The sequence below is a fragment of the Lysinibacillus capsici genome, from assembly GCF_020217405.1.
Taxonomy (GTDB): Bacteria; Bacillota; Bacilli; order Bacillales_A; family Planococcaceae; genus Lysinibacillus; species Lysinibacillus capsici.
This window is the reverse complement of the sequence record NZ_CP084108.1, coordinates 2984967-3004541: the sequence shown is the minus strand read 5'-3', so window position 1 is coordinate 3004541 and position 19575 is coordinate 2984967. Positions and strand designations below refer to the sequence as shown.

The 19575-nt window shown below is 38.7% G+C and carries 18 protein-coding genes; 17 read left to right on the top strand and 1 reads right to left on the bottom strand.

Annotated elements, in window-relative coordinates:
* The first annotated feature begins 26 nt into the window (after positions 1-26).
* The 13 genes from LCP48_RS14815 (at position 27) to LCP48_RS14755 (ending at position 14007) form a co-directional block, all read left to right on the top strand.
* Positions 27-842: an undecaprenyl-diphosphate phosphatase gene (locus tag LCP48_RS14815; protein ID WP_004231157.1), complete on the top strand. Its 816-nt coding sequence runs from the start codon at positions 27-29 to the stop codon at positions 840-842.
* Positions 843-1072: 230 nt separating this feature from the next.
* The gene (gene xseA / locus LCP48_RS14810; RefSeq protein WP_004231159.1) at positions 1073-2431 is read left to right on the top strand and encodes an exodeoxyribonuclease VII large subunit; all 1359 of its coding nucleotides are present in this window, start codon (positions 1073-1075) and stop codon (positions 2429-2431) included.
* The gene (locus LCP48_RS14805) at positions 2428-2661 is read left to right on the top strand and encodes an exodeoxyribonuclease VII small subunit (protein ID WP_004231161.1); all 234 of its coding nucleotides are present in this window, start codon (positions 2428-2430) and stop codon (positions 2659-2661) included. Before xseA ends, LCP48_RS14805 begins: the two co-directional genes overlap by 4 nt.
* Before the next feature lie 3 nt (positions 2662-2664).
* Complete coding sequence (locus LCP48_RS14800) at positions 2665-3546, top strand: polyprenyl synthetase family protein (protein ID WP_004231163.1); 882 nt, start codon at positions 2665-2667, stop codon at positions 3544-3546.
* Between the two features lie 163 nt (positions 3547-3709).
* On the top strand, positions 3710-5611 hold the full coding sequence (gene dxs / locus LCP48_RS14795) for a 1-deoxy-D-xylulose-5-phosphate synthase (protein WP_004231165.1): 1902 nt from the start codon (positions 3710-3712) through the stop codon (positions 5609-5611).
* The gene (locus LCP48_RS14790; RefSeq protein WP_004231167.1) at positions 5611-6429 is read left to right on the top strand and encodes a TlyA family RNA methyltransferase; all 819 of its coding nucleotides are present in this window, start codon (positions 5611-5613) and stop codon (positions 6427-6429) included. The genes dxs and LCP48_RS14790 overlap by 1 nt, the downstream gene beginning before the upstream one ends.
* A 100-nt stretch (positions 6430-6529) precedes the next feature.
* Complete coding sequence (gene ahrC / locus LCP48_RS14785) at positions 6530-6979, top strand: transcriptional regulator AhrC/ArgR (RefSeq protein ID WP_004231170.1); 450 nt, start codon at positions 6530-6532, stop codon at positions 6977-6979.
* 33 nt (positions 6980-7012) lie between these two features.
* Positions 7013-8704 (top strand): DNA repair protein RecN, encoded by a 1692-nt coding sequence (recN, locus tag LCP48_RS14780; protein ID WP_225340322.1) that lies wholly within the window; start codon positions 7013-7015, stop codon positions 8702-8704.
* Between the two features lie 121 nt (positions 8705-8825).
* The gene (locus tag LCP48_RS14775) at positions 8826-9773 is read left to right on the top strand and encodes a SpoIVB peptidase S55 domain-containing protein (RefSeq protein WP_009370207.1); all 948 of its coding nucleotides are present in this window, start codon (positions 8826-8828) and stop codon (positions 9771-9773) included.
* A 384-nt stretch (positions 9774-10157) separates the two neighbouring features.
* The gene (gene spo0A, locus LCP48_RS14770; RefSeq protein ID WP_004231179.1) at positions 10158-10949 is read left to right on the top strand and encodes a sporulation transcription factor Spo0A; all 792 of its coding nucleotides are present in this window, start codon (positions 10158-10160) and stop codon (positions 10947-10949) included.
* A 307-nt stretch (positions 10950-11256) separates the two neighbouring features.
* Positions 11257-11436 (top strand): hypothetical protein, encoded by a 180-nt coding sequence (locus LCP48_RS14765; RefSeq protein ID WP_004231181.1) that lies wholly within the window; start codon positions 11257-11259, stop codon positions 11434-11436.
* 278 nt (positions 11437-11714) lie between these two features.
* Complete coding sequence (locus LCP48_RS14760; protein WP_225340321.1) at positions 11715-13286, top strand: flagellar assembly protein A; 1572 nt, start codon at positions 11715-11717, stop codon at positions 13284-13286.
* Positions 13279-14007 carry a glycerophosphodiester phosphodiesterase gene (locus tag LCP48_RS14755; protein WP_004231184.1) on the top strand — a complete coding sequence of 243 codons (729 nt, stop codon included), beginning with the start codon at positions 13279-13281 and terminating at the stop codon, positions 14005-14007. The genes LCP48_RS14760 and LCP48_RS14755 overlap by 8 nt, the downstream gene beginning before the upstream one ends.
* Positions 14008-14054: 47 nt before the next feature.
* Here LCP48_RS14755 and LCP48_RS14750 read toward each other — a convergent pair whose 3' ends face one another.
* Positions 14055-14291 carry a DUF2627 domain-containing protein gene (locus LCP48_RS14750; protein WP_004231186.1) on the bottom strand — a complete coding sequence of 79 codons (237 nt, stop codon included), beginning with the start codon at positions 14289-14291 and terminating at the stop codon, positions 14055-14057.
* Between the two features lie 387 nt (positions 14292-14678).
* Between LCP48_RS14750 and LCP48_RS14745 the strand changes: the two genes are divergently transcribed.
* The 4 genes from LCP48_RS14745 to LCP48_RS14730 all read left to right on the top strand — a co-directional run bounded on the left by LCP48_RS14745 (position 14679) and on the right by LCP48_RS14730 (position 19468).
* A complete protein-coding gene (locus tag LCP48_RS14745; protein WP_004231189.1) occupies positions 14679-15773 on the top strand; it encodes a Leu/Phe/Val dehydrogenase in 1095 nt (364 codons plus the stop codon).
* Positions 15774-15954: 181 nt separating this feature from the next.
* Positions 15955-17382 carry a dihydrolipoyl dehydrogenase gene (gene lpdA, locus LCP48_RS14740; protein WP_004231192.1) on the top strand — a complete coding sequence of 476 codons (1428 nt, stop codon included), beginning with the start codon at positions 15955-15957 and terminating at the stop codon, positions 17380-17382.
* Between the two features lie 86 nt (positions 17383-17468).
* Positions 17469-18485, top strand: a complete 1017-nt coding sequence (locus tag LCP48_RS14735; RefSeq protein WP_004231196.1) for a thiamine pyrophosphate-dependent dehydrogenase E1 component subunit alpha — start codon at positions 17469-17471, stop codon at positions 18483-18485.
* Positions 18485-19468 carry an alpha-ketoacid dehydrogenase subunit beta gene (locus LCP48_RS14730; RefSeq protein WP_004231198.1) on the top strand — a complete coding sequence of 328 codons (984 nt, stop codon included), beginning with the start codon at positions 18485-18487 and terminating at the stop codon, positions 19466-19468. The genes LCP48_RS14735 and LCP48_RS14730 overlap by 1 nt, the downstream gene beginning before the upstream one ends.
* The last annotated feature ends 107 nt before the right edge of the window (positions 19469-19575 follow it).

Below are 19575 nucleotides of genomic sequence, written 5' to 3'. Positions count from 1 at the left end.
ACATACATACTGAGGAGGAGGTTTTTATGGAAAATATCGATATGATGTTAATTGTCAAGCATATCATTATTGGACTTGTCCAAGGTTTTACAGAGCCAATTCCTGTATCGTCGAGTGGACATGTAATGATTGCTAGCGAAATGCTGGGACTAGGTGAACAAGGTTTTACTTTTGCCATCTTAACCAATACAGCTTCGTTACTTGCTATTATGTATATTTATCGTAAGGATATTGTTCGTCTGATCAGTCATTTTTTTCTTTACTTGAAAACTGGAGAAAAGCGGTATAACGCAGATTTTCGCTTTGCTCTCTATATTGTCATCGGTTCAATTCCTGCTGGCGTTTTAGGGGTGTTATTAAGTGATGTGATTGCAGATAACGTAAGTATGACGACGATTGCGCTCATGCTATTTGTGACAGGGACTGCATTATGGTTAATTCGTAATATGCGTGGCAAGAAGAAAGATGCAGATTTACGTGCTAAAGATGCCATCATTGTAGGGCTGGGGCAAGCAGTTGCTTTAACGCCAGGCATTAGCCGTTCAGGAGCTACGATTATTTCCGCCATAGCAGTAGGGATGAAGCAGGATACAGCCTTACGTTTTTCCTTTATGCTTTATATTCCTGTAAGTTTGGGTGGGGTAGTCCTTGGCATTACAGATTTTTTAGACGAGCCGAATAAAGGTGCCTTAGCTCTTCCATATGCCGCCACTTTCTTGGCAACACTCATTATGACTTATTTTGCGATGCGTTGGTTTATGGGCATTATGAAAAGTGGCAAACTTAGCTACTTTACGTATTATTGTTTTATTGTAGGAACTCTTTTATTACTATTTTATTAAAATATAAAGTCTCATAACGTATGAAGTTATGGGGCTTTGTTTGTTATTTGTCATAATATACGGTTTCTAATAGTGAGAACGTGTAGGAATGTGTTATAGTTGTTTTTCGATAGAAGAAAGACAGTCATTTTTTCTACCGAAACTGCATTTTGGCACGTCAACGACTGCAAAAAATGTTATGATAGGTGTAGTTTTGTGAAAAACTTGATTTTAGTAAAGGAGCCGAAAACATGTCCTCTGCTTCTTATTTAACAGTAAAGGCGTTAACAAAATATATTAAACGAAAATTCGATGCAGATCCACATTTACGTGAAGTGTATGTAAAAGGTGAATTATCGAATGTGAAAATTCATCAATCTGGCCATATTTACTTTACATTAAAGGATGATGGTGCCCGAATAGCTGCGACGATGTTTAAAACAGCTGCTACCAAATTAGCGTTTGAACCAAAGGAAGGTATGCAAGTATTTATCCGAGGGGATGTAAACGTTTACGAAGGCTATGGAACCTATCAGCTATATGTACAGGAAATGCAACCGGACGGCATTGGTAGCTTATTTGTTGCCTTCAATCAATTAAAAGAGCAATTACAAAAAGAAGGTCTTTTTAAACCTGAGTGGAAACAACCGATACCAAAATTTCCTGAAAAAATTGGTGTGCTCACATCAACAACTGGTGCAGCTATACGGGATATTTGTACAACCTTAAAGAGGCGTTACCCACTTGCTGAAATTTTGATTTATCCAACCCTTGTACAAGGAGCTCAGGCTGCACCGAATATTGTGCAAAATATTCAACGGGCTAATCAAGAGGGAAGCTGTGATGTGTTGATTGTCGGGCGAGGAGGAGGCTCCATCGAGGATTTATGGGCTTTTAATGAAGAAATTGTGGCAAGAGCTATTTTTGAAAGCCGAATCCCTATTATAAGTGCGGTTGGCCATGAAACCGATACAACGATCGCCGATTATGTCGCCGATTTACGTGCACCTACACCAACAGCTGCTGCTGAGATGGCTGTGCCAGATCAAGCGGATCTCTACCAACGAGTGCTTACGCAGAAATCACAGCTTCATCAAATGGTTAGGTCGCAACTTATGGCAGAGCGACAACGTCTAAATAAGCTCCAACAGTCTTATCCATTGTCAATGCCGGAAAGACTTTATCGACCTTTTACAGAAAGATTGGCACAGCTTGAGTCAGGATTACAGGCAGCAATGCAAATGAGCTTGATGAAAAAAGCTACCCAACTTCAACAATTACATAGTACGGTGGAGCAACATTCACCCAAAAAGGCACTTGCTTTTCATCAGAGAGAGCTTGAAGCGCGGATCCAACAATTATCACGTGCTACAACGTATTATGTGGCAAAACAGCAACAACAATTTGAGTCAACCGTTAGAACATTAGAAGCTTTAAATCCACTGTCTATTCTAACAAGAGGATTTACAGTAGCATATAAAGATCAGCAAATGATCAAATCATCCACTGAGGTGCAAAAGCAAGATCAACTGACACTGACCTTCCATGATGGAAAGGTTGTGGCTAAAGTGACGAATATCTTGCCAAAGAATGAGGGGGAATTGTTGTGACTGAAAAACAACAAACATTTGCAGAAGCCATGACGTCACTAGAAGAAATCGTTCGCCAGTTAGAACAGGGTGATGTGCCATTGGAAAATGCGATTGATTTATACAAGCAAGGAATGGAGCTATCAAAGTTTTGCCATAGTAAGCTGCAACATGCTGAGGAGCAGCTTGTATCAATTGTCCAAGAGACTGGTGAAACAACAGCATTTGATCCACTAAAGGGAGAGAATTAGGAAATGAATGAGCCATTAAAGTACTTTATTGAAAGCAATACACCACAAATTGAAGAGACGATGTTTTCGCTTGTTGAACAAATTGATGCACCAGCAGATTTAAAGGAATCTATGCTTTATTCATTAAAGGCAGGGGGTAAACGAATTCGTCCGCTTTTTGTGTTAGCGGTACTAGAGCTTTACCGTGAAAATCTTCAGGACGGTTTGATTGTCGGTTCGGTCATTGAAATCATTCACACGTATTCTTTAATCCATGATGATCTACCAAGCATGGATAATGATGATTTCAGAAGAGGCAAGCCAACAAATCATAAAGTTTATGGAGAAGCGCTCGCTACGCTTGCTGGTGATGCATTAAACACACTGGCATTTGGCATTTTAGCACGCATGGATATCGCTGCTGAAAAGCGTATTGAACTTGTCCAATTGCTAAGCATTGCAGCAGGTGCAGAAGGCATGGTTGGTGGTCAAGTACTAGATATGGAAGGGGAGCAACGTCAGCTTAATTTAGCTGAATTGGAACAAGTCCATGTCAATAAAACAGGTGCTTTATTGCGTTTTAGTATTGAAGCGGGAGCCGTACTTGCAGATGTATCAGCACAAGACCGTGCTACATTGAAAGAATATGCGCATCATATTGGTTTAGCTTTCCAAATTCAAGACGATATTTTAGATATTGAGGGAACGACTGAAGAACTAGGAAAAACAGCTGGAAAAGATGTCGCTAGTGATAAAAGCACTTATCCAGCCCTCTTAACCCTAGAAGGAGCGAAAGAAAAGCTTGCTGAGCATTATCAACATGCCATTAACGCACTCGATCAATTACCAATAGATGTCAGCCTATTACGTGACTTTGCTGCTTATATCGTTCATCGTAAAAACTAAGAGAAAATCAAGGCGTTGAAGGAAAAGAATATGCTAGAATAGGTGGGAACGTTTGCAATATGTAAACAATGAAGTGCTCGTACTTTTAGCATATTGATAACACTGCTATAATGGTGGAAACACAATTGCGGTGAATATTTTATTGAAAAGGTGTGTGAGAAAGGTGGATTTAAATAAAATAACTAGTCCATCCTTTTTAAAAAACTTAAATAAGAAGGAGCTTGAGCAGCTTGCCCAAGAAATTCGTACCTTCTTAATCGAAAAATGTTCTGTCACAGGTGGGCATATCGGGCCGAATTTAGGCGTAGTTGAGTTAACGATGATGCTGCATAAAATGTTTGACAGTCCTAAAGATAAGTTTTTGTGGGATGTTGGCCACCAAGCTTACGTGCATAAAATTTTAACAGGTCGTGCGAGTCAATTTGACACACTACGTCAGTTCAAAGGGCTTTGTGGATTTCCAAAGCGCGTGGAGAGTGAACATGATGAGTGGGAAACAGGTCATAGCTCGACATCTTTATCAGCAGCCATGGGTATGGCAGCAGCACGTGATATAAAAAAAGAAAACAACTTTGTTATTCCTATTATTGGTGATGGGGCTTTAACAGGTGGTATGGCACTTGAGGCTTTAAATCATATTGGCCATGCAAAAACAAATATGATTGTCATCCTCAATGATAATGAAATGTCGATTGCACCAAATGTTGGTGCATTACACAATGTTTTAGGTCGTCTACGTACAGCCAAGGAGTACTCAAAAGCCAAAGAAGAGCTGGAGTCACTTATTAATAAGATTCCAGTATTAGGTGGAAAGCTTGCCTCTACTGTTGAACGCGTAAAGGATAGCTTAAAATATTTAGTAGTATCTGGAGTGTTTTTTGAGGAGCTAGGTTTTAAATATCTTGGTCCAATTGATGGACATGATTTTGAAGCGCTTGAAATGACATTATCACATGCGAAAAAAGTAAAAGGGCCAGTCCTTGTTCATGTGATTACGAAAAAAGGAAAGGGCTATAAGCCAGCCGAGGATGATACAATTGGGAATTGGCATGGAACAGGTCCTTATAAAATTGAAAATGGTGCCTTTGTAAAGTCTGAGACTACTGGACCCGCTTGGAGTAGTTTAATTGCTGAGACGGTTCGTAAAATTGCTCATGAAAATGAGCGAGTGGTAACGATTACACCTGCCATGCCTGTAGGTTCAAAGCTACAAGGTATTCAAAAGGACTTCCCAAATCGTTTCTTCGATGTAGGGATTGCGGAGCAACATGCGGCAACGATGGCTGCAGGATTAGCTACGCAAAAGATGAAACCATTTTTAGCGATTTATTCTACGTTCCTGCAACGTGCATATGACCAAGTATTGCATGATATTGCTCGCCCAAATTTAAATGTCTTTATTGGTATTGATCGGGCTGGTTTAGTGGGAGCAGATGGGGAAACACATCAAGGTGTATTTGATATTGCTTTCCTTCGTCATATTCCAAACATGACCATCATGATGCCAAAGGATGAGAATGAAGGGCAACATATGGTAAAAACAGCGATTGATTATGATGGTGGTCCAATTGCACTTCGTTATCCACGTGGTAATGGAATGGGTGTCCCATTAGATGATGAGCTGATAGCTTTACCAATTGGTAGCTGGGAAGTTTTACGTGAGGGCAAAGACGCATCTATTTTGACATTTGGAACAACGATTCCAATGGCAATGGCTGCTGCTGAAATGCTAGCGCAACAAGGAATCGATATTGAAGTGGTCAATGCTCGCTTTATCAAACCGATGGATGAGGATATGCTACATCGTATATTATCTAGTCAAAAACCGATTTTAACAATTGAAGAAGCTGTTCTACAGGGTGGGTTTGGTAGTGGTGTATTAGAGTTTGCTCATGACCACGGCTATTTAAATGCGTTAGTTGATCGAATGGGCATCCCAGATCAATATATTGAGCATGGCAACGTAGATCAGCTACTCGCGGAAATTCATATGACAGCAGAAGATACGGTTGCACGTATGCACGTATTACTTCAACAAAAACAGCAAGTGGGTTTGAATAAATAATGACAAAACAACCAAAAGAACGAGTAGATATTTTACTTGTAGAGCGTGGACTATGTGAAACAAGAGAAAAAGCAAAACGGTCCATTATGGCAGGCCTTGTCTTTTCAAATGAAATACGAATTGATAAGGCAGGCGAGAAAATTGCCGTCGATGCACCGCTACAAGTAAAGGGCTCAGATTTAAAATATGTGAGTCGTGGAGGCCTTAAATTAGAAAAGGCGCTACAAATTTTTGATATGTCTGTAGAAGGGAAGCTAATGCTTGACATTGGCTCCTCTACAGGTGGCTTTACAGATTGTGCCTTACAACATGGTGCAAGACATTGCTATGCACTAGATGTTGGTTCGAACCAATTAGCATGGAAAATTCGCTCTGATGAACGAGTGACAGTAATGGAGAAAACGAATTTTCGCTATACAACGGCAGCCGATTTATCAGAAGGTTTACCTGATTTTGCAACAATCGATGTTAGCTTTATTTCATTATCACTGATTTTACCAGTATTAAAAACATTATTGCTGCCAGGCGGGGATGTTATGGCTTTGGTGAAGCCTCAGTTTGAAGCTGGGAAAGATAAAGTAGGTAAAAAAGGAATTGTGCGTGATAAAAAAGTACATTTAGAGGTTTTGGAAAAAACAGCTGCCATGGCAACTGAGGTTGGTTTTGTAGTAAAAGATGCTTCGTTCTCTCCAATCACAGGCGGAGAAGGGAATATTGAATTTTTATTCCATTTAGTGAATCCTATTGGACAAGAAGTGCTACCTGCATATACAGCTTTTAATGCACTCGTTGAAGAAGCGCATAATTCTTTAAAATAACACGTGCTCGCTTATAGAGCCGTGTTTTTTCTTGTGCTTTTTTGTTGAAAATGGTAGTGTGATTATACACATATACAATTATTTATAAGAGGTGATTTCGTTGAATAAAGGACAACGACATATACGGATTCGGGATATTATCGCCAATCATGAAATTGAAACACAAGATGATTTAGTCGATTTTTTAAAAGAAGCAGGCTATAATGTGACACAAGCTACAGTATCACGAGATATAAAAGAGCTTCATTTAGTAAAAGTTCCATTACAGGATGGGCGCTATAAATATAGCCTACCCGCAGATCAACGTTTCAATCCAGTCCAAAAATTACATCGTGCATTAGCGGATGCTTTTGTAAGTATTGATGGGGCATCACATTTTTTAGTCATGAAAGCTCTTCCTGGGAATGCGAATGCCATTGCTTCCCTACTTGACCATTTAGATTGGCCGGAAATTTTAGGTACAATTTCTGGAGATGATACCATTTTAATTATTTGTCGAAATGAAAATGAGCGTGAAAATACAAAAAATCGTTTATTAGACATGCTATAAAAAATGGTTAATTTGATTTAGAGGTGACAATTTGTGTTAAGAGAGCTTAGTATTCGAAACTTTGCCATCATTGAGGATTTGACTGTCAGCTTTTTAGAAGGCTTAACAGTTCTCACTGGGGAAACAGGCGCCGGAAAATCCATTATCATTGATGCGGTGCATTTACTTGCAGGTGGACGAGGCAACACTGAATTTATTCGTCATGGCGCAAGAAAAGCAGAATTGGGTGGCTTATTTCAAATTTCGAGTTCAGTTCATCCTGTTCTGAAAAAGTTAGAAGAAGCAGGCATTGAAATAGAAGAAGATACAATTATTTTACGTCGAGATTTGAATGATACTGGTAAAAGTATTTGCCGAGTGAATGGTAAGCTTGTGCCTTTATCGGTACTAAGAGACATTGGGGCAAGTCTCATTGATATTCATGGCCAACATGAAAATCAAGAGCTAATGGATGAAAAGCAGCACATTAATTTGCTTGATCAGTTTGCAGAAGAAGAGCTGTCGCCGATTCAAAAAAACTATCGTGCCCAATATGATGAATACCGTTTGCTCAAAAAAGACTTAGCTTCTATATCCATTGATGAGCAGTTGATGGCACAACGTATCGATTTGTATCAATTTCAAATGAAAGAGTTGGACGAAGCTAATTTAAAGTTAGGTGAGGAAGACGAGCTTCTAGACGAACGCCGTCGTCTGATGAATTTTAATAAAATTTTTGAACGCTCTAGTGCAGCCTATGAAGCCATTCAGGGTGAAACAAAAGGGCTTGATTGGATCGGGACGGCAATGGGTGCTTTAGAAGATGCTGCAACGGTTGATGAGCAATTCAAAGAATCATCTGAGGCAGTTACAACTGCGTTTTATACATTACAGGATGCAGCCTATCAGGTCAAAAATGTGTTAGATGAATTAGAATTTGACCCTGCACGTTTAAACGAGGTTGAGCAGCGATTGGCGTTGTTGCAAACTTTAAAACGCAAATATGGTTCGACAGTGGAAGAGATCTTGGCTTATTATGAAAAAATTAAAAACGAGTTAAATGAGCTGTTGAATCGTGATGAGATTTTGCAGGTGAAAGAACGACGTGTGTTAGAGATGGAAGCTGTACTCAATGAGCTGGCTAGTGAACTTTCAACTGTACGTAAAGCTGCAGCCCAACAATTGAGTGAAGCAATTATGGCAGAGCTACGTGAATTACATATGGAAAAAGCAAAATTTATTGTCAATTTCGATGAATTACCCTATTTTGATGCCAATGGGAAAGATCAAATTATCTTCTACATTTCCACAAACGTTGGGGAGCCACCAAAGTCTTTACCGAAAATTGCATCAGGTGGAGAATTATCACGAATGATGCTAGCGTTGAAAACCATTTTCTCTTCTTCCAATGGAATTACTTCCATTATATTTGATGAGGTGGATACAGGTGTCAGTGGTCGTGTTGCGCAAGCGATTGCAGAGAAAATTGCCGCAATTTCTGTTAATTCTCAAGTTTTATGTATTTCACATTTACCTCAAGTTGCAGCGATGGCTGATCATCATTACTTCATCAAAAAAGAAGTCGAACATGATCGAACGTTTACTTCCTTATCAGAAATTGATCAAGATGCTCGTATAGAGGAAGTTAGCCGTATGATGTCTGGAACTGAAATTACAGCTTTGACACTACAGCATGCCACGGAGCTTTTAAAAATGGCAGATGAACGAAAAAAACAAATGCGTTAACCAAATGCCAGAAACAGTTTCAGCTGTTTCTGGCTTTTTTCATTTTGCGCAAATATTTACCGCTTATAAGAACGTCACAACAACACATAGTAAAAAGACAAAAATGAAAAGGAGGTGTCGTATGAATCGTCATTGGCGTCAATTAGTCATTTTGCCTATGCTCATCTTTTTATTAGTGATGCCTATACAAGCTTTAGCCGCCAAAAAGCTTATACCGATGGGCGAAGCAATTGGAATTCAACTTCAATTGTCACATGTATTTGTCGCACACGATGTACTGTTAGCTTCCAATCAGTGGATGAAAGGAGGCGCAGTTATAGAAAAAATAAATGATATACCAGTAAAATCCCTTGCTGATGCCAAGCAGGCTGTGGCAAAAGATGGCCAACAGAAATGGACGATCAATAGTGAAGGTCAACAAATCACATTGGAATTACAAAACCAAGAAGCAGAGCATGTCATTTCCTTTTTAAAAGATGAAACAGATGGAGTAGGAACACTGACTTATATTGATCCAGAGACAAAAAATTACGGTGCACTAGGTCATCAAATTGTCGATTCAACTCTACAAGAAGCCCCTGTTTTTAGAGCTGGCTCCATTTTTTTAGCTTCTATTCAGCAAATCCGAAAAAGCACACCAGGCCAACCAGGCTATAAAATTTCCTCCATTGAAAAGCATCAAGAACGTCTAGGCAGTATAGATAAAAATACTATTTATGGTATTTTTGGCCGCTGGGAAGACGGTTATCAACAAAGATTACCCAAAGCGATCGAAATTATGCATGAAAAAGATATAAAAACGGGGAAAGCTGAAATCTATACAGCCATTGAAGGCAGTAAGGTGGAAACCTTTTCAATAGAAATTACCAAAGTGGAAAATGAACGCCTTGAATTTATAGTATCTGACGAAAAGCTCATTGAAAAAACAGGTGGTATTTTGCAGGGAATGAGTGGCAGTCCTATTATCCAAGACGGTCGTTTTGTCGGTGCTGTGACACATATGTTTGTGGAGGAGCCGAAAAAAGGTGCAGCGCTAACAGTAGCGGAAATGTTAAGAAGGTCTTCATAAAAAGGTATGAAAGGTAAAAATCCGTTTAAATTTCCCCAGGCAGGACAAAAGCCGCGGGAAACTACACGGATTTTTTACCCTTATTTCATCGAAACCAACATGTATTTCCGATAATTTCCTGAAGAAGGCATGATATTTAAAAAAACTGTAGTTTTATCTACTAAATTTATCTAAAATAAGTTATAAGAGCATTCGACAAGTCGCGTCATTTAGCGTAACTTGTCGATATTAAAAGAAAGTATCGGACTACATACTCATTTTTGGAAATAGAAAAGGTTTTTAAAACAAAAATGTCGAAAATTCCACAGTGTGCCAAAAACGGCATTTAGGGGTTTAGGTTATCGCTTTGAGGTGTTCAAAGCAAGTCCAGAAGGAGGAATTGAAATGACAAAGGTAAAAGTAGCGATTGCAGATGATAATCGTGAGTTATTAAAAACAATGGAGCAGTATTTTCAAGGACATGCCGAAATAGAAATTATTGCAACTGCTTCAAATGGAAAAGTATGTCTACAAATGCTTGAGGAATTTACACCAGATATTTTACTTCTAGATATAATAATGCCTCATCTTGACGGTTTAGCTGTATTAGAGTCCATGTATCAAAATGAAAGAATGTCATCAATTCAAGTCATTATGCTAACGGCTTTTGGCCAAGAGGATGTCATGAAACAGGCGGTGGATTTAGGAGCTTCTTATTTCATGCTAAAGCCCTTTGAATTCGACCAATTGGTACAAAAAATTTTACATTGTGCTGGACAGAAGGCGACACTTCCGAAAAAGACAAGCGTATTACAACCAACAGTACCTCAAAAATTAAATCAGCATCAATTAGACAGTACGATTACAGCCATCATCAAAGAAATCGGTGTACCTGCACATATTAAGGGTTACTCCTACTTGCGTGAAGCCATTCAAATGGTCTTTGAGGATATTGAATTATTAGGATCTGTTACAAAAATTTTATATCCAGAAATTGCTAAAAAATTTAATACGACACCTTCCCGCGTGGAACGTGCGATTCGTCACGCCATCGAGGTAGCCTGGAATCGTGGCAATTATGAATCCATTTCCTCAATGTTTGGCTATACAGTCCATCACTTGAAATCCAAACCAACAAATAGCGAATTCATCGCCATGATCGCAGATAAAATTCGTATCGATATGATGGCTAGCTAGTCTAGCTAGTACCGATATATATCATTAACATATACAGCAATTATACTTCGCATAGTATAGCGCCTTTTTAAATCTTATTGTTTAAAGGGGCGCTTTTTTTGTTACTTGAACAAATGCTGTGGAAATTTCTGTGGCTGATCTTTAACATTGAAACCGTTAAAAGAACGTCTAAATCAGCTAAAAATACACGATATATACATGAATAGTGAATTTAAAGTCATATTCTACAGTTGAATAATTTGAGACCTTTTCATAAACTTATAAGTAGGTGATCACAATAAAAAGTATAAATTTCCAATTAGAGGGAATGAATTCGCTTGAAATCACACAGATAACAGAAGAGCTATTTGAGGTGCGTTTAGTATTCGATGGTAAAATAAGTATGCAATATATGAATCGACAGCAATTGATACAACTAGGATCTACTTTCCAAATTGAAAGAAATATCAATACATTATTAGCTAAAAAGACCTATAAAGACCTATAGTTTAGTGGAAAGCACCCCCTGATACCTGTACTTGGAAGATGATTTATTCAAAACAGCCTGATGGAATTACTTTGAATTTATCGGTAATTTTAATAAAAAAACTCAAAAACAAACAATTTATTAGAATTAAATACCTACATTTTTTTAGAAAAAATAAAATATTGTCTTATATTTTAATGATTAAGTGGTACTATTTTCTTTCTCGGTAGTGACAATGGTCTCTAAACAAATGTAAGTGGATTGTATATACTTACATATAGAGGGAAGGAGGAGGTAGCTTGATTCTAGTTCGAAATGAAAACTTCGAAATTTCTGAGGAAAATGGCAAGGTATTTATGCTTACTTTTAGCGCAGGTTTCCCATTAAAAGAATTTGATAGCATCCTACGTAGTCATCCACGACTGAAATTATCTAATTTTTCAATTTTAAAAAATGTGTTATCAACTCAGAATACAAATCCTGTTGAAATTGGACGCTGGCTTCCGAACATTGAAGCAGAAGTGGCACGTGATAAGATGTCAGCCTCTGTTTTTATATATGAAACGCATGATTATATTCAAAATAATAAAGAAAAATTAACACAACAAATCCGAGAAACACTCAATGAAAATGGAATTATACACGGCATATTAGATTTTGATATATTGAAGGCTGAACCAGGAAAAGCATTCTTAATTGCTCAAGGCGAGCAACCTATAGCAGGAATAGATGCACAAATTACATATTTACCTAAACCCGAAAGAAAGCCGGTCATTCGTGAAGACGGTAAAGCGGATTACTATGATATGAATTTTATTTCGGAAATTTCAGAAGGCTCTTGGCTAGGTGAAAAGATCCCTGCTACATTAGGTAAACCGGGGAAAAATGTGCTAGGTCAAGAAGTTGCTGCTGTACCTGGTCGAGATTATCCTATCAAATATGATACAAAATCGGCCTATGAAGTGGAAGAAGACGGAAAAATCGTCATTCGCTCGAAAATTGCTGGCGTTTTAGATGATGTCAAAGGCATGATTGGTGTAAACAGGCATCTTCCTATAAATGGTGATGTTGGGGTAGAGACAGGAAACCTTGAATTTAATGGTTCACTTAGTATTAAAGGTACAGTAACAAATGGCTATACAGTTATTGCGACTGGCGATATTTCCATTGAAGGGGCTGAGGGTGTAAGCGGTGCTAAGCTTATTAAATCCATTGAGGGTGATGTATATATTCGTGGTGGCATCTTTGGGCTTGGTTCAACAGTGGTAGAAGCAGGTGGCAATATATTTGTTAAACATGTGAATGAAGCAAATTTATTTGCTGCTAATAGTATTCATATTGGTTTTTATGCACTAGGATCCCATCTTTCTGCTCATTCGATATATGTGGATGAACGAAAAGGGAAAATTATTGGGGGACGTGCAGTAGCTAAAAATACGATTGTGACGGCCATTTCAGGAAACCGATTAGAGCGTCGAACAGATTTAATAATAGAAAGTATTAATAAGCAAGAAAATAATACCATGATGCAGGAAAAAGCAGCACAGCTAAAACAATTGCAAACAGAGATTTCCGCACACGAGAATAGCCTGAAAAATTTATTACCTTTTCTCAATCAAATGTCCAAAGAACAATCAGCGTCATTTGAGGTAACAAAACAAGCCTTAACTAAATTAAAGGCTGAAGCGATTACATTAGATCGTGAAATAAAACTATTAATGGATGAAATGCGTCATGTAGGGAAAGAAGAGATTACTGTGACAAAAGAGGCCCACCCTGGAACTTATATTCAAATTGGTAGAAAATCATCTTTATTAAGCAAAATGACGAATGGTAAATTCCTACTAGAATTTGGTGAGTTAAATGTCTAAGGCAGCTTTTATCCCTGTTTTTGCACATCGAGGTGCTTCTGCTTATGCATTAGAGAATACCTTTCAAGCTTTTGAAAAGGCATTAGAGCTAGGTGCTGATGGGATTGAACTAGATATTCAATTCTCAAAAGATGGATTACCTGTAGTGTATCATGATCCACAATTATCGAGGTTAGTAGGCACCAATAAATTGGTGAGCGATTGTACGATGGAGGAGCTTCTGCGCTTTAAACTTGGCAAGCCTTGGAGACGTCTATTTTCGTCCTATAAAATGCCAGCGTTTGAGGCAGTTTTAGCATGGGCAAATATACAGCAGATGCCGTTGAATATTGAATTAAAATCAACGATCTTGGACAATACGAGTGGGCTAATTCATTTTCTTGGAGGCTTGGCTCTGCCAAAAGGTAGTCATTTTTCATCCTTTCACTATGAGCTTTTAGAGATCGTAAAAAAGCATAGACCTGAATTTGAAACGGCCCTTATTGCAACGAAAAAAATAAAATGGGATCTTCTAGCTGATTATAAAGCGGCAGATAGTGTGCATATGCATAAAAGGTACTACAAACCAAGATATTTGGAGGCCTGTGTTACAAGTGAAAAAGCATGTCGTTTGTATGCTATTGATGGCACAGAACCATTTTTAACCAATCCGCACCCTTCTGTTATTGGTTGGATTACGGATTATCCTGATAAAATCATCACATCTCAGCAACGGGTATAAAAAGAGCTATCCAGTAAGTCTTGCATGACTTATTTGGATAGCTTTTTTTATTTTTTTTGGAAGCGTGGTGCTACTTTTCCGTTTTTTCGATCGCGATGCAGTAAAAATCCAGCGAAAAACCCAAAGCCTATGACGAAGAAAATAACACCAACTACAAATTGCAGCCATAAAAATGGGAATGGTGAAATGAGCTTACCAAATAATGTATCACGCATAAATTTAATGCCACCTGCAGCCATAAGACCTGGAATAAGCATTACAATAAATGCAGCTAAACGGGCCATGTATACCCCTCCTTATTCCTATGATTAATTTTACCTGTGGATGGGGGAATGTCAAGGAAGGGTATAAACCAATATAATATTTTTAGCTAAAAACATGGCAGGACAGAAAGTAGCAATTGTAACTGAATCTTTAGAAAATTCTTACTTAAATAAGAATATGTAATAATAGTTGCGAAATTGTGAATTTGTCAGTATTGTAAAAATAAGTGGAGCAATATTATCCATTACTAAACAATTTCTTCTGTAAGTATTAGGGTCTAAACACCTACTACCAAATAGGAGCTCAGAATTTGCTGAGTGAGGACGCTATGAAGATTAGATTGTTAGATAAAACTTGATTGGATGGGCATTTGGGGATGCACTTTCCAAAGCAAAGGGGCGAGTTTCATGGAAATCTTCAAGTATATGGAAAAGTATGATTACGAACAATTGGTATTTTGCCAAGATGAAGCATCAGGGTTAAAAGCGGTTATCGCTATCCATGATACAACACTTGGACCAGCACTAGGTGGAGCACGTATGTGGACGTATGCGTCGGAAGAAAATGCAATTGAAGATGCATTACGTTTAGCACGAGGAATGACTTACAAAAATGCTGCAGCTGGTTTAAACCTTGGCGGTGGAAAAACGGTCATTATTGGTGACCCATTTAAAGATAAAAATGAAGAGATGTTCCGTGCGTTAGGTCGTTTCATCCAAGGATTAAATGGCCGCTATATTACAGCTGAAGATGTAGGTACAACAGTATTGGATATGGATTTAATCCATGAAGAAACAAATTATGTAACAGGAATTTCACCTGCATTCGGTTCTTCAGGTAACCCATCTCCAGTAACAGCTTATGGTGTTTACCGTGGTATGAAGGCAGCAGCAAAAGAAGCATTCGGTTCAGACTCACTAGAAGGATTAAAAGTTTCTGTACAGGGTCTAGGAAATGTAGCCTACAAGCTTTGCGAGTATTTACATAATGAAGGGGCAAAACTTGTTGTAACAGATATCAATCAGGCAGCTATTGATCGAGTTGTTAATGATTTCGACGCGATTGCAGTGGCACCAGATGAAATCTATGCGCAAGAAGTAGATATCTTCTCACCTTGTGCATTAGGGGCAATTTTAAATGATGAAACAATTCCGCAATTAAAAGCGAAAGTGATCGCTGGATCTGCAAATAACCAATTAAAAGATTCACGTCATGGTGACTACCTACATGAATTAGGTATTGTCTATGCACCAGATTATGTAATCAATGCTGGTGGCGTTATTAATGTTGCGGATGAATTATATGGCTATAATCGTGAACGTGCAATGAAACGCGTTGATGGCATTTATGATAGTATTGAAAAAATCTTTGCTATTTCAAAACGAGATGGCATTCCAACATATGTGGCAGCGAACCGCTTAGCGGAGGAACGTATCGCTCGCGTAGCAAAATCTCGCAGCCAATTTTTAAAAAATGAAAAAAATATTTTACACGGTCGCTAATTTACACAGTTGATACAAGAAGAGAAGTCGCATTGTCGACTTCTTCTATTTTCAACAAGAAATTGGGGTTTTAATGAAGTAAAGCTAAAGTTTTTCTAATGCAAGCACTGACTGTTAAAAAAATCACTTGGTTATTGTTTAATAGAATCCTTTAGCACTTTTCTCAATAGGGGGAATAAACATGGCTCAAAATTATGATGTTGTCATTTTAGGTGGAGGTACAGGTGGATATGTTGCAGCCATCCGAGCTGCTCAGCTAGGCTTAAAAACAGCCATTGTAGAGCGTGAGCGTTTAGGGGGTACATGCTTGCATAAAGGTTGTATTCCAAGTAAAGCCTTACTCCGAAGTGCCGAAGTATATCGTATGGCTAATAAAACAGCTAGCGAATATGGTGTCGATATTGAAGGTGTGACATTACAATTTGACAAAGTACAAGCTAGGAAGCAAGCAATCGTTGAGCAATTAAGTCAGGGTGTGAATACACTGATGAAAAAAGGCAAAATAGATGTTTATCATGGTACAGGGCGAATCTTGGGTCCATCTATTTTCTCACCAATGCCAGGTACAATATCTGTAGAAATGTCCAATGGCGATGAAAATGAAATGCTTGTGCCTACGAATGTTGTCATTGCAACGGGCTCAAAGCCTCGTGGTATGGCAGGGTTAACAATAGATGGGCAATATGTGCTGAATTCAGACCACGCATTACAGTTAGAAAGTTTACCAAAGTCACTGCTAATCGTTGGTGGTGGTGTTATTGGAATTGAGTGGGCATCTATGCTATGCGATTTTGGTGTATATGTAACAGTGATAGAATATGGTCCATCCATTTTACCAGCAGAAGATGCGGACATCGTTAAAGAAGTGACGAAACAGCTTGAGAAACGAGGCGTTCGTATTGTTACGAATGCTCGCTTAGATACAAATACATTCAAAATTGAAAATGATAACGTTTTCATTTCTGCAAAAGTGAATGAAAAAGAAGAAGTTTTTGAGGCTGATAAACTATTACTTTGTGTAGGACGCGAGGCGAATACGCAAGGTATTGGTCTAGAAAATACCGAAATTGAAGTGGAAAATGGCTTTATTAAAGTGAATGGTTCCTATCAAACGAAAGAGTCTCATATGTATGCCATAGGAGATGTGATTGGTGGCTTACAATTAGCGCATGTTGCTTCTCATGAGGGGCTTTCAGCTATTGAGCATATAGCAACAGGGAAAACCGAGACATTGGATGCACTAAAAGTACCGAAATGTGTCTATTCCTATCCAGAGGTTGCTAGCATTGGATTAACAGAAAGTGCTGCTAAAGAACAAGGATTTTCATTAAAGATTGGTAAATTCCCGTTTAAGGCCATTGGTAAAGCATTAGTAAATGGAGAGACAGAAGGCTTTGTCAAAATTATTGCTGATGAAGAAACAGATGATATTTTGGGTATTCATATGGTAGGGCCTCATGTAACAGATTTAATTGGTGAAGCATCCTTAGCAAAAGTGTTAGATGCAACACCATGGGAAATTAGTCAGGCCATTCATCCACATCCATCCTTAAATGAGGTGTTAGTGGAATCTGCTCTAGCAGTGGATGATCGCGCTATCCATTTTTAATTTTCTGAATTTCATAACTAACATATCCAAATGTGGGGATATAGGATAAGATAGTTATTTCTCTATAATACGAAAGGGGTGTTCGTATGCAAGATGTTCAAATCAAACATGAAGATTTAGGTTTGTCAAATGAAGATGTGCTTGCTATGTTCGAAACAATGTTAATGGCCAGAAGACTAGATGAGCGTATGTGGTTGTTAAACCGTTCTGGTAAAATTCCGTTTGTAATTTCCTGTCAAGGTCAGGAGGCGGCACAGGTTGGAGCAGCCTTTGCACTGGATAAAAGTAAGGATTATATTGCACCTTATTATCGTGATATGGGTGTTGTTTTACATTTTGGTATGACACCAAGAGAACTGATGCTATCTGCGTTTGCTAAAGCAGAAGATCCAAACTCTGGGGGTCGTCAAATGCCAGGCCACTTTGGTCAAAAGAAAAATCGTATTTTAACAGGTTCATCACCTGTTACGACTCAAGTTCCACACGCAGTGGGCGTTGCACTTGCAGGACGTCTACAAAAAGAAGATTTTGTTTCTTTCGTTACGCTTGGTGAAGGTTCATCCAACCAAGGAGACTTCCATGAAGGAGCGAACTTTGCAGGTGTGCATAAGCTACCAGTCATTATTATGGTAGAAAACAATCAATATGCGATTTCTGTGCCAGTAGAGCGTCAACTTGGCTGTGCAAAAGTATCTGATCGTGGGATTGGCTACGGAATGCCAGGTGTGACCGTGGATGGGAAAAATCCGTTACAAGTATATAAAGTGGTAAAAGAGGCTGCAGATCGTGCACGTAATGGGGAAGGTCCAAGCTTAATCGAAACGGTAACATATCGTTTAACAGCCCATTCTTCAGATGATGATGACCGTCAATACCGTACGGCTGAAGATATTGCAGAAGGCAAAGCAAAGGATCCAATTGTATTATTTGAAAAGTATTTAATGGATGCTGGCGTGATGACTGACGCGATACGTACTGAAATCGAAGAGCGTGTTATGGCAGAAGTAAATGAAGCAACTGATTATGCTGAAGCGGCTCCATATGCACAACCAGAGCATGCACTTAAATATGTTTATGCACCAGTGGACGGAGGTGACATGTAATGGCAGTAATGTCTTATATTGATGCGATTACATTGGCAATGAAAGAAGAGATGGAACGTGACGAACGAGTTTTCATTTTAGGTGAGGATGTTGGTCGTAAAGGCGGTGTATTCAAAGCCACTACGGGACTATACGATCAATTTGGTGAATACCGCGTGCTTGATACACCTCTTGCAGAAAGTGCGATAGCCGGTGTAGGTATCGGTGCTGCGATGTACGGTATGCGTCCGATTGCTGAAATGCAATTTGCTGATTTTATTATGCCAGCTGTCAATCAAATCGTCTCAGAGGCAGCCAAAATACGTTACCGTTCTAATAATGACTGGACTTGTCCAATGGTCATCCGCGCACCTTTTGGCGGAGGTATTCATGGGGCACTTTATCATTCACAATCCGTTGAAGCACTTTTTGCTGGTACACCTGGTTTGAAAATTGTCATTCCATCAACACCGTCTGATGCAAAAGGTTTACTGAAAGCTGCTATTCGTGATGAAGATCCGGTATTATTTTTCGAACATAAACGTGCCTATCGTTTAATTAAAGGGGAAGTACCACTAGATGATTACACATTGCCAATTGGTAAAGCAGATGTAAAACGTGAAGGAGATGACGTGACAGTCATTACCTATGGTTTAGCAGTCCACTTTGCTTTACAAGCGGCAGAACGCTTAGCTGCGGATGGTATTTCTGCTCATATCCTTGATTTGCGTACAGTTTACCCTCTGGATAAAGAAGCGATTATTGAGGCTGCAAGTAAGACAGGTAAAGTATTGCTTGTCACAGAGGATAATAAAGAAGGTAGTATCATGAGTGAGGTTGCTGCAATTATTGCGGAACATTGTTTATTTGAGCTTGATGCACCAATTCAACGTCTAGCGGGACCTGATGTGCCAGCCATGCCATATGCACCAACGATGGAGAAATATTTTATGATTAATCCTGATAAAGTGGAACGTGCTATGCGAGATCTTGCTGCGTTCTAATAGATCACAACAAGGCTGAATGAAAATATAAAAGCCTCAGACGGAACAACAGATTTTGACTTTACCATATGAAAGTCAAAATCTGTCTATATGCCTATCTACGTTTA

Bases quoted from the DNA above. Each gene is read 5' to 3' on its own strand.
- LCP48_RS14815 (WP_004231157.1), top strand. From the start codon at position 27: ATGGAAAATATCGATATGATGTTAATTGTCAAGCATATCATTATTGGA.
- xseA (WP_004231159.1), top strand. From the start codon at position 1,073: ATGTCCTCTGCTTCTTATTTAACAGTAAAGGCGTTAACAAAATATATT.
- LCP48_RS14800 (WP_004231163.1), top strand. From the start codon at position 2,665: ATGAATGAGCCATTAAAGTACTTTATTGAAAGCAATACACCACAAATT.
- LCP48_RS14790 (WP_004231167.1), top strand. From the start codon at position 5,611: ATGACAAAACAACCAAAAGAACGAGTAGATATTTTACTTGTAGAGCGT.
- LCP48_RS14775 (WP_009370207.1), top strand. From the start codon at position 8,826: ATGAATCGTCATTGGCGTCAATTAGTCATTTTGCCTATGCTCATCTTT.
- spo0A (WP_004231179.1), top strand. From the start codon at position 10,158: ATGACAAAGGTAAAAGTAGCGATTGCAGATGATAATCGTGAGTTATTA.
- LCP48_RS14765 (WP_004231181.1), top strand. From the start codon at position 11,257: ATGAATTCGCTTGAAATCACACAGATAACAGAAGAGCTATTTGAGGTG.
- LCP48_RS14755 (WP_004231184.1), top strand. From the start codon at position 13,279: ATGTCTAAGGCAGCTTTTATCCCTGTTTTTGCACATCGAGGTGCTTCT.
- LCP48_RS14750 (WP_004231186.1), bottom strand. From the start codon at position 14,291: ATGGCCCGTTTAGCTGCATTTATTGTAATGCTTATTCCAGGTCTTATG.
- LCP48_RS14745 (WP_004231189.1), top strand. From the start codon at position 14,679: ATGGAAATCTTCAAGTATATGGAAAAGTATGATTACGAACAATTGGTA.
- lpdA (WP_004231192.1), top strand. From the start codon at position 15,955: ATGGCTCAAAATTATGATGTTGTCATTTTAGGTGGAGGTACAGGTGGA.
- LCP48_RS14735 (WP_004231196.1), top strand. From the start codon at position 17,469: ATGCAAGATGTTCAAATCAAACATGAAGATTTAGGTTTGTCAAATGAA.
- LCP48_RS14730 (WP_004231198.1), top strand. From the start codon at position 18,485: ATGGCAGTAATGTCTTATATTGATGCGATTACATTGGCAATGAAAGAA.